We start from the raw sequence: 14,444 nt of genomic DNA on the forward strand, positions 1-14,444 counted from the left end.
ACCACCCCCCACCCCCGCCGCCCCCCCCCGCGCCCCCCGCCGCTTCCACAGCGGGCGCGCGCCGGGCGCGTTTCCGGGACGGGGCCCGGCCGGTGCCCAGTGCTCCGGTGCTCAGTACTCCAGGCCGTAGCCCACCGGGTACAGCACCTGCGACGGGTCGTCCGCGCGCGGCACCGGGACGGGCAACCGGCCGCCCGGTTCGGCGTGACCCGCGATCACCCGGGCGGCGGCGCGCAGTTCGACGTCGGTCCAGGAGTACGCCGCGAGGCTCGCTGCGTACCCCGTACCCGCCAACTGCGCGATGTCGTACGGGTTGCGGATCGCCACCGTGACGACCGGAACCCCGGTCGCGGCGAGGGCGCTCACCAGGGTGCGCTGGGAACTGGTCGCCGTCACGTTGTACGTACCGACCACCACCGCGTCCTTGCCCGCCGCTGCCGCCACCGCCTCGGCGATCTTCGCCGCGGCCGGCGCCGTACCGGTGGACAGAGCCGTCGCCGTGTGGCCGAGCGCGGTGAACTCCGCGGCCAGCGTGGTCGTCGGCGGGCCGGTCGTACCGGACGGGGAGGCCGGGTCCGCGCCCACCACCAGGATGCTGCGGTGGGTGCGCCGGGAGAGCGGCAGCAGGCCGGTGGGGTTGGCGAGGAGCGTGGTGGTGTGCTCGGCGATCCGGTCGGCGGCGGCCAGGTGAGCCCGGGTGCCGACGACCTTGTCCACCTGCGAGTCCTCGACGAACGGGTCCTGGAAGAGGCCGAGTTTCGCCTTCAGCCGCAGAATCCGCAGAACCGATTCGTCAATGCGGTCCTCGGTGAGTTCACCGTTCCGTACGGCGGTCAGTACCGCGTTCCACGCGACGTCCAGGGTAGGCGGGTTGAGCAGCTGGTCGACGCCCGCCTTCAGCGCGAGCACCGGGACGCGGTCGTCGCCGTACTTGGTGCGCACTCCCTCCATGCCGAGGGCGTCCGTCACCACCACCCCGTCGTAGCCGAGTTCCTCGCGCAGGATGCCCGTCAGGATGGGCCGGGACAGGGTCGCCGGGTCCTCGGACGGGTCGAGCGCGGGGACCACGATGTGCGCGCTCATGATCGAGTCGATGCCCGCCGCCACGGCCGCCCGGAACGGCGGGGCGTCCAGCTCCGCCCACTGCTCGCGGGTGTGGGTGATGACCGGCAGCCCGGTGTGGCTGTCGGTACTGGTGTCGCCGTGGCCCGGGAAGTGCTTGGCCGTCGAGGCGATCCCGGCGCCCTGGTACCCCTTCACCTGCGCGGCGACCAGCCCCGCCACGGAGTCCGGGTCGGAGCCGAAGGAGCGTACGCCGATGACCGGGTTGGCCGGATTGACGTTGACGTCGGCGTCGGGCGCGTAGTTCTGGTTGATGCCGAGGGCGGCCAGCTCGGTGCCCGCGATCCGGGCCGCCCGGCGGGCGTCGGCGCGCGAACCGCCCGCGCCCAGCGCCATCGCGCCCGGCAGCAGGGTGGCCGGTTCGCCGACCCGGCAGACGATCCCGTGCTCCTGGTCGGTGGAGACCAGCAGCGGCACCCTCGACGGACCGGCGAGCCCGGCCCGCTGGATGCCGTTGGAGAGCGCGGCGATCTGGTGCGGGTCACGGGTGTTGTGCGCCCAGGTGAAGTAGATGATCCCGCCCACGTGGTACTTGGCGATCATCTCGGCGGCCGTACGGACTCCGATCTCGGCCAGGTTGGCGTCGATGTCCGCCTGGTCCGGCTCGGTGGCGGAGTGGCCGTACACCCGCATCACGAAGAGCTGGCCGACCTTCTCCTCTAGGGACATCCCGGCGACGATCCGCCGGAGCCGGTCCGCGGGGACGTGGCGGGAGTCCGTCCGGTCCGTCGCGGCGGCCGGAATCGCGACGGTGCCGGTGGCCGCTGCCGCCGCGCCTGCCGCCGCCGCGGCGAGCAGGGTGCGTCTGGAGGTGCGGTGGTGCACGTGAGCCCCTTCCGGTACTGAAAGAAACTTCCAAGAAGGTACGGATATATGGAAAGTAACTTCCGGTCAAGGGTCCTCGCCCGGCCGCGCTGCCACCGCCTCCGGAGAATTACGGGCAAACCCGCCCAGTGGGTGGGCCGAACGGTGAGTCGGCCGGCCGCTTTCCCGCTGCCGGACTTCCGCCGCCGGGGCGACCGTGGCCGGGGGCCACCGAAGGGTGAGGCGGGCGCCCGCACGGTCGGCCGGGAGCGGCCCGAGGAGGGTGCCGCCGCCTTTCCGGGCAGACCAGGGATTACGGGGCGGTCCTCAGGGCGGTGAATTCCCGGGGCGGGCATATCGTGTTCTCGGGGTGCGGAATGCGGCCGGAACGTCCCCATGCATCCGGACTTGCGGTGCGGGAGATGTCCGGACTGTGCGTGTCGTCGGAGCCGTACCAGGCGCGGGCCGATTTCCCCGCTCCGGTGACAGACCGCACATCCGCATGTACGCTGACCGGCTGAGGCGTGCCACGCTATCGAATGTACAACTTTCCGCATGACGGGGTGAGTCACGTGCATGTCAGTGTTGTTATGCCGTCCTACAACTCTCGAAATGCTCTGAGGGTGTGCCTGAATTCCCTCGACCGCCAAGTACTCCCTCCTGGCCATTCCTTCGACGTGATCGTCGTCGACGACGGGTCCACCGACGGCACCGGTGCGATGGTGGAAGAACTCGACCCCTCTTTCCAGCTGCACTACCACTATCTTCCGCGAACCGACCGGTCGGGGCGTTCGGCGGCTCGGAACCATGGCATCCAGAGGGCGACCGGCGAGATCATCGCGTTCATCGACGCTGATCAGATCGTCGCGCCCACCTGCGTCGCCGAGCACCTCCGCTACCACGAACTGCGCGATGACCTGGTTGTCCTGGGTCCGCGCGGCGATCTCGGGGGTCTTCCGGACCGTGCGGGTGAGCCGGACGCAGAGCTCGACTTCGAGGCGCTTCCGGTAGTGGAGGAGGATTCCCGGCAGATTCTGCTGGACGAGCTGTCGGACAATCTCAACAACCTCGCCACGTGCTGGCACTACTTCTTCAGCTGCAATGCCTCCGTACGCCGCGAGCACGTGCTGGCGGTCGGCGGGTTCGACGAGAACTTCAAGGGCTGGGGGCTTGAGGATTCGGAGTTGGGTTACCGTCTCCGTCAGCGGGGCCTGGCCTTCGCCTACAACAGGGACGCCGTACTCCATCATCAGCGCGGCCGAGCCATCGAGCAGGAGATGTACGACGATTGGCGTCGTAATCTCGCCTATTTCGCGGCCCGTCACGAAAGCTCCGAAGTGTCGGCCCAGTGGGTTCTCGACCGTTCGTTCAACCCGGAATTGAAGGACGCCGGAATTCCCAGAGCGGAAGAACTGGGATGGCTGGAATGTGCTCTGCGTTTCGAGTACGCGGTCCGCGCGCTGCACGGGCGTCTCCCGCGGGTCCCGGACTATCGTCTGGTCGAAGTCGACAGGAGCAATGTGGACACCGTCCGCGCCTCGCTGGAGGAGTGGGCCTCGGACACCGATCTGCTCGTCATCGACCACACGGGAGACAGTGAGCTCGTCGCCACGGCCCAATGCGTCCGCACGTCGCGCGAGTTCCTCTACTTCCGGCAGCCCTCGGCACGGGCTCGGGAACGGATTCTGGCCCGGCACGCGACCGACGTCCATGCGGATCTCCCTTCGTCGAAGGGACCGGCGGCCTGATCCGCCCCGGGCGGGCCGGCAACCCCTCGCCCCGCGGCAACGCACAGCTCCAGCCCGGAACACACCGAGGAGACCTGATCGACATGACCGCACTCGACCCCGAGGTGATGACCGGACAGGTCGGCCGTCTCGCCGCCGATCTGCGAGCAGGGGTGGAGTCTCTGGGGCGCCAGGCGGACTCGGTGGTCGGGGCGGGCGGCCTTGCGCGGACCTCGCCCACCGTCCACCTCGTGGGAGACGGGGACTCGTACCACGCGGCCTGCGCGATGGCTCCGGCCTTCCGGTCGTTCGCCCATGTCACCGCCACCGCGGCGATGGCTCTGGACTTCACCGAGTACCAGGTGCCCTGGCTCGCAGCGGACGGCCGTGACCGGCCGGTGGTCGTCGGCATCTCGGCGTCGGGAGCGACGCCGAGGGTCGTTCAGGCACTCATCGGGGCCCGCGAGAAGAGCGCGCTGACGGTGGCACTCACCTGTGCCCCGGACAGCCCGCTGGCCCGTGCCGCCCATCACGCGCTGATCCCGGAACTCCGCGACAACGAGAGGTCGCCCGGCATACGCACCTTCCAGGCCAGCTTGCTGGGCCTTCTGCAACTGGCCCTGCGTATCGCGGAGGCCCGGGGCCACCAGACCCACGGCGGCACCGGGACACTCGACGCGGAACTCGTCGCACTCGCCGACGGAGTGGACGCCACGGCCGCCGCCCTGGACCCGTTGTGCCGCGAGATCGCGCCGGTCGTGGCCGGATCTCCGGTGATCCTGATGACGGGCAGCGGGCCGTCCTACGGCACCGCGCAGTTCTGCGCGGCCAAATTCATCGAGGCGTCCGGTGTCTTCGCCCGCGGACAGGACCTGGAGGAGTGGTTCCACGTCGAGCGGTTCGCCCGTCCCCACGACATGCCGGTCTTCGTCGTCGCACCGCCGGGGCGCTCGTCCTGGCGGGCGGCGGAGGTGGCGGAGCGGGCTCGGCGGATCGGCCGCCGGGTGTTCGTGGTGACGCACCCGGACGACACCGCCCGCGTCTTCAAGGATGACGGCGTCCTCCTGCCGGTGCCGGTGCGGGTCAGGGAGGAGTTCAGCCCCCTGCTCTACCACCTTTTCGCGGACCTTCTCGCCTGCCGGACCGCGCAGCTGCTCGACCGGACCCCGTTCACCCAGGGCGGCTGAGAGGACGGGACCGGGCCCGGCAGGGGGAGCGGCGGCGGGCGCCGCCCCGGCGCACCCGTGCCGACGGCACCGGAGCGCCGGGATTTCGGTGGGCCCGGGTTTCGGTGGGCCTCAGTTGCCGCTCAGGCTCACCCGCAGCGACTTCAGGCCGCGCAGCGAGGGATTGGGACGGTATTCGAGCGGGTCGCCGGTCAGCTCCATCTCAGGAAACTTCCACAGCAGGTTCTCGAACGCCACCTCTCCTTGAATGAGGGCGAGTTGTGCCGCGATGCAACTGTGCGGCCCCCGGCCGAAGGACAAATGGGGTCGCTCCTTCCGCGCGATGTCCAGGCGCCGGGGCTCCGAGAAGACCTCGGCGTCGCGATTGGCCGCGCCGATCATCAGCATCACGACGTCGCCCGTGTCGATCAGGACGTCGCCGCAGCGGGTCGGTGCCGCAGCCGTACGCGCCTCGATCTGCAACGGACTGTCGTAACGCAGGAACTCCCTGATGGCGCTCCCCAGAAGCGATGGGTCCTCCTTCAGCCGGCGCGCCTCGCCGGGATGCTGGAGGAGCGCCAGCAAGCCGTTGCCGATCATATTCGTCGTGGTCTCCCGTCCGGTGCGGATCAGCATCACGCAGGTGGCGACGATCTCGGCCGTGCTCATGAAGTCGCCGTCCTTCTGGGCCGACGTCATCTCGCTCATGAAGTCGCCTGTGGGCCGGGCCCGTCGTTCCTCCGCCATCGCGCCCACGTAGTCGCAGAGAGCGTCGAGGCCGGACACGTCGCGGGCGGGCCGTGCGACGTGCGTCGACCAGTCCGGGCCCTTGTTGTAGGCCTCCTCGACCCCGGCGGTCCAGGCGAGGAAGGCCTTCCGGTCGGACTGTGGCACGCCCATCAGCTCCGCCATCACCAAAGTGGGCAGTTGGTAGGCGAGTTGGGTGATGACGTCCACTTCGGACGCGTCGCGGACGGGGTCGAGCAGCTCGGAGACGATCGTCTCCACGCGGGGGCGCATGGCGACCGTGCGTTCGGCGGAGAACGCCTGGCGGGTGAGGCGCCTCAGCCGGGTGTGTTCCGGGTGGTCCATCCGCAGGAACCAGTTCTCCGCGTGCTCGCGAAGCCGGCGTTCGGCCGCCCGCTCCGACTCCCGTACCAACTCCAGGTCTATCTCGGGTCGCTTCGACGAGAGAGCGGGATCGTGCAGCAGAGCGGTGACGTCGTGGTATTTGGTGAAACACCATCCCAGACGTGTGTGCGCCGGTGGAAGCCTCTGTAGCGCTTCGTATGTCGGATACGGATTGGCGACGGTCAGAGGATCATGAAAGTCAACGCTGGAAAGCATTAGTCCGTCTTCCCTGTTCGTCGGTGTCCGGCCGGTGTGCCCGGAATTCCGAGATTCGTGTGCCGGTGCGTCCCGTCCGGTCGTCCTCCGTTGTCGCGGACGGCGCCCCCACTGCGCCACGCACCATCTTGACCTGCGGAAACAGTCTGATCGGGTGGAGTGCCGATGCGTGGCGCGGTGGTGCGGTGGTTCTCCACGGACATCCACGAACCACGTGAATGTGACCGGTCGGAGGTAGATGTCTTCCGCATTCGTGCCGCGGCGCATTCGCGGCCAATTCGCGGCGGCATGGGAAAGGCGCGGAAGACGTCACTGTCGCTCTGCGGTGGCCCCGCTCACGTTACCCATGGGGTGTGCGCGTGCTCAAGGTGTCCGCACCGGGGAGATCGGGTTGCGGCCGTTCCTTTCCGCGACCGCCTCTCCGTCGTGGGCTGGTCCGGGGCACGCCCGGCGTGCGGCCCCGCCGACTACGTGTTGTGGGGCGGTCGTTGCCCCAGGGTTGTCCCGGACGGGACCCGGCCCGGCTCCACCCGCACGTCAGACCTTGACCGCCCGGTAGATCGTCCGGCAGGGGACGGAGGAGCGGGAGCAGGATCCGGACTCGCACTTGGTGTACGAGGGCTCGATGTCGTGGTCCGCGAGCTCCAGGCCGGACGCCGTCAGCGCGGCAGCGATCTCGTCCCGGTCGTAGTGGCGGCTGCGCAGCGTCTGGTCGATCCTGAGAAGGGTTCCGCCCTGGTCGATCACGCCGGATATGCGGAGCATGCCGTACCTGTTCTCCGTGTCCCAGACGCCGCGCTTGGCGATCATGGCCTCGGGCTCGTCGGTCAGTGTCACGTTGTTCCAGTGCCGCAGGTGCGGGGTCTCGAAGACGTCGAAGACGAACTGCCCGCCGTCCACGAGGCAGGCGCTCACGCGGGAGAAGCACGCCTCCAGCTCGGCGGTCGAGTCGAGGTGGTTCAGGGCCCCGTCCAGGCAGATCGCGGCGTCCACCGCGCCCGGGAGCGAGAAGTCGCGCGCGTCGGCCGTGATCAGGGTGAGGGCTCCGCTGTCGATGTAACTACCCAGCTTCTGCCGGGAGATGGCCAGCATGCCCTCCGAACGATCGACCCCGACGACGTCCCAGCCGGCCTTGCAGAACACCTCCGCAGTGATCCCCGTGCCGCAACAGAGATCGAGCACGGTGCCGGCGCCGCTGTCCGTCGTGCCGCCCAGGCAGTCGGCGAGCCGAGGGGAGTAGGTGCGGACCCAGCCCGTGAAGTAGCGCTCGAAGAAGGCTGCGAACTCGTCCGTGTAGTACGTCATGACTGGCCTTTCGGTCGACTGCGGGCAAGGACCGGGTGGACCCGGCATCGGATGGTGCGGAGGGCCGCGGTCATGCCCTGGACGGGGAGTCCGCGGCGGCGCGCAGTGCGGGGACGACCTCGGCTGCGAAGAGCCGCATGGTCTCCCAGTCCAGCGGGGGACGGCAGCCGAGCAGAAAGTCCCGCACTCCGAGGCGCACATAGGGGAGCAGGGTGGCGACGCATCGCTCCGGTGTGCCGAACACGAGGTACTCCTCCAGGTCGCTCGACCCGGAGGGCAGTAGGGCGAGCCGTTCGGCCCTGCGCCGCTCGACCTGCCGCTCGTCGGCCGCGAGCACGCATCGGAAGGTGATCGAGAAGCGGATGTCGCCGATGTCGCGGCCGGCCTCCGAGCAGTGCCGGGCCAGCGCGCCGAGCTTGCGTTCGTACGTGGGGAGATCGCAGGCCGAGGTGTTCCAGACGTCGGCATGGCGGGCGACGACGCCCAGTGTGCGCTTCTCGCCTCCGCCGCCGATCACGAGGGGCAGATGCCGTTGGACCGGCTTGGGTTCGAGGCAGGCGTCCCGGAGCTGGAAGTGCTTGCCCTCGAAGTTCGTGCGCTCGCGCGTCCACAGGCTGCGCATGATCCGGCAGGACTCCTCCAGCATGTCCAGCCGGGCGCGGGTGTCCGGTAAGCCGATCCCGTACTGCTCGTGGCCGAGGTCGGGGCCGCCCGCTCCGACTCCGAACTCCAGTCGGCCTCCCGAGACACGGTCGATGGTCGCGGCGATCGACGCGGCCAGTGCGGGATGCCGCCAGGTCATCGACGAGACCAGCATGGCGCACCGGACCCGAGTGGTCCTGGCAGCCAGCGCCGAAAGCAGCGTGGGTCCGTCCATGCACGGTCCGTCGGGGCCGCCCAGAGGGGGGCGGTAGTGGTCGAAGAGGGAAACCCAGTCAAAACCCCAGCTTTCCGCTCGCTGCCACAGCTCAAGGCACTCGTCAAAGTCGCGGTACTGCTGTCCCGAATGCACGCCAAACCTGATCAAAAATTACTCCTCATGCTCGAACTGCACCATGACGGACGAAAGTTCGGGCAATCCGGCCCGCGTTCGGACGCACTCTTGCGTCATCGTAGACGAAGGTGCTCCAATGAGAAATCGGTTGAGCTGGGCAATGGCTTAACCCGCCCCAGTAATTCCTGGTGGGTGTGCGACGACGACCACGGCACCCCGCCACGTCGTCTTCACGTCCGCACGCATCGCTACACGGAAGCTCCGCTGCCTTGCGACGCACCGATCCGATGCCGCACACTGATCCACCATCAATGGTGGGACTCCTTTGGGGGGCCGCTTTTGGGTATCTCTCGTCATTCGGTCGGCGTCACTTCTGGGCATGCCGGACAGAAACCCGCCGAAGTTCACGCCTACACCCTGGAATCTGGCGATGTGGCCCTCACCGCCTGGACCTACGGAGCCTCACTGGTAGAAGTCCTGGTTCCGGACCGCAGAGGGAACAAGGAGAACGTCATCCTGCGACTTCCTTCGCTGTCGGCCTACGAGGACCCGACGGCGAAGGCCTATGTGGGTGCCACGGTGGGTCGGTACTGCCGATGCATATCGCAGGGGCGTTTCGAGATGGACGGCGTCGAGCACGAACTGGACCGCAATGACGGCGACCATCATCTGCACGGAGGCTCCCTGGGATTCGACACCTACGTGTGGGAGGCCGATGCCGAAACGACGTCGACGGGGCCCGTCCTCTCGATGCGGCTGGAGAGTCCCGACGGGGACCAGGGCTATCCCGGTGCGCTGACGGCACGGGTCCGCTACGAAGTGGACACGGAAGGGAGAATCACCTTCGACTTCTCCGCCCGTACGACGGCCGCCACCGTGGTCGGTCTCACCAACCACGCGTTCTGGAATCTCGGCGGGAGGGGGGCCAGGGTGGACGATCACCGTCTGTGCGTCAATTCCCACCGGCTCGTGGCGTTCGACGCGGGGCTCATGCCGCTCCCCGGCCCGCCCCGCGACATCCGGGGCACCGCCCTCGACTACCGGCGGTCCAGGCCGATCGGCGCCGGGCGGATCGACAACTGCTTCGTGCTCGACGATGCGGACTGGGCGGCCGAACTCACCCACGAGGGCAGCGGCCGCAGGATGCGGGTGAGTACCGACCAGCCGGCCGTCGGCGTGTACTCCGCCGACCACTACCGCTCGCCCCGTGCGGGACTGTGCCTGGAGACGGGCCCGCTGCCCGACGCGCCCAACCGGCCCGACTTCCCCTCCGCGCGCCTCGATCCGGGGGAGACCTACCACCACCGGACCACCCACGAGTTCTCCCTTCTACGAGATCGGGGCTGATCAGTCATGAGGCTGCGTCCTTCGACCGCCGGTGGCGCGCCCGCCGCCGCTGCCCGGAACGCCCACCCGACCCCTGCCGTTCGCTGAGCGCGCGGATGAGCGACGTATGGGAGACCGCGACGGACCCCGCGGAGGTGCACGCGCTGCTCACGGCCTGCGACGCGGCCGAGGCCCGCCGGTCCGGCACCGCCGCCCCCGCCCGGCGCGAGCTGACGACCGAGCGGCTGGTGCGGGAAGGCGCGGTACACCTGCTGCGCGGGGAGACCGGAGCGGCCGGCGCGATGTTCACCCTCACCTCCGCCCCGAGATTCCAGGAACCCACGGACTACCCCCACGCCTCCCGGCCCACGTACCTGAGCAGGCTCGCCGTCGCGCCGGCCCTGTCGGCGACGGGCACCCTGGTCGGCGTCCGCGCCGTCAGGAAGGCGGTGGAACTGGCCACGGCTCTCGGTGCCGACGCTCTGCGGTCGGAGGCGAACCCCGATCTCGTCCGCACCAGGGCGCTGCTGGACCAGCTCGGTTTCGTGCAACACGGCCCGGTGCACCGAGCGGAGACCGGCCGGCGCTATGTCCATCTACAGAAGACGCTGCGGTCAGGAGAGCCATCCCGATGAATTCCTACACCCCCCCCACTTTTCTCGGTTCCGTGCGCAGCGCCGGAACCCCCGTCGTACTCTTCGGTGCCGGTGACATCGGTATCGCGGCCCAGTACGTCCTGGGAGAACTCGGAATACGGGTGACCTGTTTCGCGGACGGTCGGCACAGTAAACAGGGGAGTGTCGTCGGAGGTCTGGAAGTACGGTCCCCAGAACAGTTGGGAGATCTTCCGCAGGACACGGTGATCTTTCTCTGCGGAAACTACCTGACGTCGATGTCCGCTCGGGTGCGTGAACTCGGTTTCCGGGACATCCACGACTGCGTCGGGTTGCTCGATGGGTTCGACTTCTCGGACGCGGACCTCGGCATGGATCCTCTGTTCGTCCGGCGGGAGATCGACCTGCACAAGCGGGAGACGTTGAAGACCCGGGACCGGGCCGAGGACACCCTGATCCTGAAATACCTCGACGTCGTGGTGACCGAGGCCTGCTCCATGAAATGCCAGGACTGCTCCAACCTGATGCAGTACTACTCCAAGCCGAAACACAGCGATCTGGATCTGCTGGAACGCGCCGTGGACCAGATCATGGCGAGCATCGACGGGCTCTACGAGTTCCGCGTTCTCGGCGGCGAACCCTTCGTCAACCCCAAGGTCCACCGTGTCATCGACAAGCTCGACACGTACGGGCAGGTCGAGAAGATCATCATCTACACCAACGCGACCATAGTGCCGCGAGGGGCGAACCTGGAAAGTCTGAAGAACAGCAAGGTCGTCGTGTACGTCACCAACTACGGCGTCCATTCGAAGAAGTTCGACGAACTCATCCGGACCTTCGACGAGCACGGAATAAGCTATTTGACCAAAATACCGGTCTGGACCGACTCCGGTCGGATAGTCCATGTCGAGCGCAGCGTGGAAGAACTCGACGACTTGTTCCGCAACTGCTCGGTGAACGACATCCTCACTCTCCTCAACGGCAAGCTCTACCGGTGCCCCTTTTCGGCGAACGGAACCAATCTCGGCGCGATCCCGGAAGACCCCGCCGACGTCGTGGACCTCACGTCGGACGAGCCGGTGCCACGACTGCGCGAGCAGCTGCGTCGGCTCTACGGCCGCTCGACCCATCTGGCCGCCTGCGCGTTCTGCAACGGCCGCGACTACCGGACGCCGAGGATCGAAGCGGCTCTTCAGACCCGTCGGCCGCTTCCCCTCACCGTCATATGAGGGTCGCGGTCTTTCCGATCGACGCGGTCGGACACGTGAACCCCCTGCTGGCCGTCGTCGAGAAGCTGGTGGCCCACACCGGTGTCGAGGAGGTCGGGAGCTTCGGCCCGCCGTCCCTCGCCGCGCTGTTCACCGCCGCGGGGGCCCGGTACACGACCATCGTGGGCGACCCCGCGCGAGAGACACCGCCCGGGCTGTCCGATCTCGCGTACAAGAGCTTCGTACGGCCGATGTCGTCCACCTCCGCGTACATGACCGAGGCGGCGGACTTCGGCCCCGACGTGGTGCTGTACGACGTCTTCTCCCTGCACGGGGCCCTCGCGGGCAGGGTCCTGGGCGTCCCCTCCGTCTCGTTGGTCACCTGCCCCGGATACGGCTCCCTCGGCGAGGACTTCGTCGTCGCTCACGGCCGTGGGCATCCGGCGCTCGACGTGGCCAACGCGCACTACCGCGCCGCGTACGGGGTCGATCTGCTCGGTGAGGGTTCACTTCCGGTGCTGTTCCCTTCCGACGACCTCTCGGTCGTCACCATGATCAGGCCGCTGTCCCGCCCGCCGGACCCGACCGCCCCCAGGCTGAACGCCCTGCTGTCCGGGTACGAGTCGACGTGCCGGTACGTCGGCCCCTGCGTGGGGGCCAACCGGTACGAGCCCGGGTCCTCCCCACCGCGGGGCGGGGAGGAGGGAGACACCCGGGACTTCCCGTTCGAGGTGCTGGCGGAGGCACGGCGGGCCGGCCGCCCCGTCCTGCTGTTCTCGTTGGGCACCGTGCTGACGGACTTCCGGTTCCGTTCTCCGGTGGGCGGTGCCCCGACGGGACGCGAGTTCCTCCTCACGATGCTCGGACACCTGGTCCGAGGCTTCGCGGACGGCGGCCAACTCGTGGTGGTGGCGACCGGGTCGGAGCTGCCCAACGGGGAACAGCCCGACTGGCCGGACAACTTCATCGTCAGAGACTTCCTGCCGCAGAGAGAGATTCTCGGGGGGTACGCCGACGTCTTCCTCACGCACCACGGCATGAACTCGCTGACCGAGAGCGTGCTGGCGGGCGTCCCCATGGTCGCGCTGCCCGGTGTGGGCGACCAGATCGCCGCAGCGCAGATGGCGACCGCTCGGCAGGCATCGGTGGCGCCCTGGGACCTCCGCGACCCCTACACCACGGTCACCACCGGACTCCTGGTGCAGGCGGTGAAACAGGCTCTGAACGATCCGGTGCACCGTGCCGCATGCGCCGGGCTGCGCGAGCGGATGCTGTCCGCGGGCGGGGCGGAGCTGGCGGCGCGCCTGGTGGCAGGGGTCGGGAACGGCGGTGCGGGGACCGTCGGCTGAGGGGCGGCCGGCCCCTCGCCGGACCGGCCGGCACGTGGTCCGGCCGGCGCCGGCCCGGGGCAGGCCCCGGGCCCGGACTCCGGGGTTCAGGGCTGCTCCACACGGACCGTCACACACTTCGGCCGCTGGTACTCGGCCAGTGCCAGGGTGCTCAGGTCGGTACCGTTGCCCGAACCCCGGCGCCCGCCGTGCGGCAGCTCGGGGGTCTGGTCCAGATGGCAGTTGACCCACACCTCGCCACAGTCCAGCTCGCCCGCCAGCCTCAGCGCGAGTCCCGCGTCCGTGCTCCAGACACTGCCGGCGAGAGCTTCCGGCCGGCTGTTGGCCAAGCGGACGGCGTGGTCGAGGTCGCGGGCGCGCTGGACGGTGAGCACAGGGCCGAAGACCTCGTCCACCACGGCCGGGGCGTCGTCCTCCAGGTCGGCCAACACCTCGGTGGGCCGCCAGTACCCGCCCTCCTCGCCCGCACGGGGCTTCAGCGGGCCGGTGTGCCGGACCCCCGCGTCCGTGGCGGCCAGGATGCGGTCGTACCGCGCCGTCTGGTCCGGATTGTTCAGTGGACCCAACCCCTCTCCCGCCACGTGTTCCCCCATCGCCTGCGCGAGACGTTCCACGGTTTCAGCATGGTTCTCCGCCAGTGTGATCACCCGGGCGGGTGCGGCGCAGCTCTGTCCGGCGTTGAACACAGACGCCTCGGCGAGCGCGGTGAAGGTGTGGGCCGGAGCGTCCGGAAGCACCAGGGCCGGGCAGTTGCCCCCCAGCTCCAGGCTGACGCGCCGGAGCCCCGCCCGTCGGACCACGTCCTCACCCCCGGCCCGGCTGCCGGTGAAGGCGATGCCGTCCACCGGGCTGTCCACGAGCAGCCGTCCCGTCTCCCTGTCCCCGGTGAGCACACCCACCACGTGCTCCCCCAGCAGCTCGGCTGCGTCGGCCGCCAGCAGGACGACCGTGTCCGGGGTGGTCTCGGCCGGTTTGAGGACCACTGAGTTGCCGCCCGCCAGTGCGGGGGCCATCCGCCACATGGCCATCATCAACGGGTAGTTCCACGGGACGACGGCGGCGACGACGCCGAGCGGTTCCCAGCGCACCCAGCTCTCCCGGCCCGCCATCCGGCGGCCGGCGGCCGGCGAGGACTCCGTGCGGGCGGCACCGGCGTAGAAGCGCAGGACGTCCGCGCTCCCGACGGTCTCGCCCAGGGCCTCCGCCCAGGGTTTCCCCGTGCCGGCGCGCAGGGAGTGGGCGTACTCCTCCCTGCGGTCCTCGATGCGGTCCGCCAGTCGCAGCAGGGACCGGGACCGTTCGGCCGGCGTGCGCGCCGCCCAGCCCCGGTACGCCGCGCGGGCGGCAGCGACCACCTCGGCGACTTCCGGCTCGCGGGCGACGGCGACGTGTGTGCGGAACAGGCCAGTGCGGGGGTCGGACAGGGTACTGCGCTCGCCCGAAGTGGGCTTTTCACCGGATGCGTTCGGCAGGTACACGGTG

Annotated in this window: 11 protein-coding genes; 6 read left to right on the forward strand and 5 right to left on the reverse strand. The window is 69.3% G+C overall.

The window, feature by feature from the left end:
* Positions 1-111 precede the first annotated feature (111 nt).
* A complete protein-coding gene (locus ACWCSV_RS20790; protein ID WP_451144257.1) occupies positions 112-1,947 on the reverse strand; it encodes a glycoside hydrolase family 3 N-terminal domain-containing protein in 1,836 nt (611 codons plus the stop codon).
* Between the two features lie 569 nt (positions 1,948-2,516).
* On the opposite strand from ACWCSV_RS20790, the gene ACWCSV_RS20795 reads away from it, so the two are divergent.
* Both ACWCSV_RS20795 and ACWCSV_RS20800 read left to right on the forward strand, forming a co-directional pair.
* Entirely contained in the window at positions 2,517-3,674 is a 1,158-nt protein-coding gene (locus tag ACWCSV_RS20795; RefSeq protein ID WP_451144259.1) for a glycosyltransferase family 2 protein, read from the forward strand.
* 83 nt (positions 3,675-3,757) lie between these two features.
* Positions 3,758-4,840, forward strand: a complete 1,083-nt coding sequence (locus tag ACWCSV_RS20800) for an SIS domain-containing protein (protein ID WP_451144261.1) — start codon at positions 3,758-3,760, stop codon at positions 4,838-4,840.
* Between the two features lie 111 nt (positions 4,841-4,951).
* Here ACWCSV_RS20800 and ACWCSV_RS20805 read toward each other — a convergent pair whose 3' ends face one another.
* The 3 genes from ACWCSV_RS20805 to ACWCSV_RS20815 form a co-directional block, all read right to left on the reverse strand.
* Complete coding sequence (locus ACWCSV_RS20805) at positions 4,952-6,166, reverse strand: cytochrome P450 (protein ID WP_451144263.1); 1,215 nt, start codon at positions 6,164-6,166, stop codon at positions 4,952-4,954.
* A gap of 537 nt (positions 6,167-6,703) precedes the next feature.
* Positions 6,704-7,471 carry a class I SAM-dependent DNA methyltransferase gene (locus tag ACWCSV_RS20810; RefSeq protein WP_451144265.1) on the reverse strand — a complete coding sequence of 256 codons (768 nt, stop codon included), beginning with the start codon at positions 7,469-7,471 and terminating at the stop codon, positions 6,704-6,706.
* 70 nt (positions 7,472-7,541) lie between these two features.
* Entirely contained in the window at positions 7,542-8,483 is a 942-nt protein-coding gene (locus ACWCSV_RS20815; RefSeq protein ID WP_451144441.1) for an LLM class flavin-dependent oxidoreductase, read from the reverse strand.
* 321 nt (positions 8,484-8,804) lie between these two features.
* Between ACWCSV_RS20815 and ACWCSV_RS20820 the strand changes: the two genes are divergently transcribed.
* The 4 genes from ACWCSV_RS20820 (at position 8,805) to ACWCSV_RS20835 (ending at position 12,962) form a co-directional block, all read left to right on the forward strand.
* On the forward strand, positions 8,805-9,812 hold the full coding sequence (locus tag ACWCSV_RS20820) for an aldose epimerase family protein (protein WP_451144443.1): 1,008 nt from the start codon (positions 8,805-8,807) through the stop codon (positions 9,810-9,812).
* A gap of 95 nt (positions 9,813-9,907) precedes the next feature.
* On the forward strand, positions 9,908-10,426 hold the full coding sequence (locus ACWCSV_RS20825; protein ID WP_451144267.1) for a hypothetical protein: 519 nt from the start codon (positions 9,908-9,910) through the stop codon (positions 10,424-10,426).
* Positions 10,423-11,634 (forward strand): 4Fe-4S cluster-binding domain-containing protein, encoded by a 1,212-nt coding sequence (locus ACWCSV_RS20830; protein ID WP_451144269.1) that lies wholly within the window; start codon positions 10,423-10,425, stop codon positions 11,632-11,634. The genes ACWCSV_RS20825 and ACWCSV_RS20830 overlap by 4 nt, the downstream gene beginning before the upstream one ends.
* A gap of 35 nt (positions 11,635-11,669) precedes the next feature.
* A complete protein-coding gene (locus ACWCSV_RS20835) occupies positions 11,670-12,962 on the forward strand; it encodes a nucleotide disphospho-sugar-binding domain-containing protein (protein ID WP_451144271.1) in 1,293 nt (430 codons plus the stop codon).
* Positions 12,963-13,048: 86 nt separating this feature from the next.
* Here the strand turns inward: ACWCSV_RS20835 and ACWCSV_RS20840 are convergent, their stop codons facing one another.
* Entirely contained in the window at positions 13,049-14,440 is a 1,392-nt protein-coding gene (locus tag ACWCSV_RS20840; RefSeq protein WP_451144273.1) for an aldehyde dehydrogenase family protein, read from the reverse strand.
* Positions 14,441-14,444: the final 4 nt, after the last annotated feature.

Source organism: Streptomyces sp. NPDC001770 (assembly GCF_053596135.1).

Coding starts and splice junctions, on each gene's coding strand:
- ACWCSV_RS20810 (WP_451144265.1), bottom strand. CDS start 7,471: ATGACGTACTACACGGACGAGTTCGCAGCCTTCTTCGAGCGCTACTTC.
- ACWCSV_RS20795 (WP_451144259.1), top strand. CDS start 2,517: ATGCCGTCCTACAACTCTCGAAATGCTCTGAGGGTGTGCCTGAATTCC.
- ACWCSV_RS20805 (WP_451144263.1), bottom strand. CDS start 6,166: ATGCTTTCCAGCGTTGACTTTCATGATCCTCTGACCGTCGCCAATCCG.
- ACWCSV_RS20830 (WP_451144269.1), top strand. CDS start 10,423: ATGAATTCCTACACCCCCCCCACTTTTCTCGGTTCCGTGCGCAGCGCC.
- ACWCSV_RS20825 (WP_451144267.1), top strand. CDS start 9,908: ATGAGCGACGTATGGGAGACCGCGACGGACCCCGCGGAGGTGCACGCG.
- ACWCSV_RS20800 (WP_451144261.1), top strand. CDS start 3,758: ATGACCGCACTCGACCCCGAGGTGATGACCGGACAGGTCGGCCGTCTC.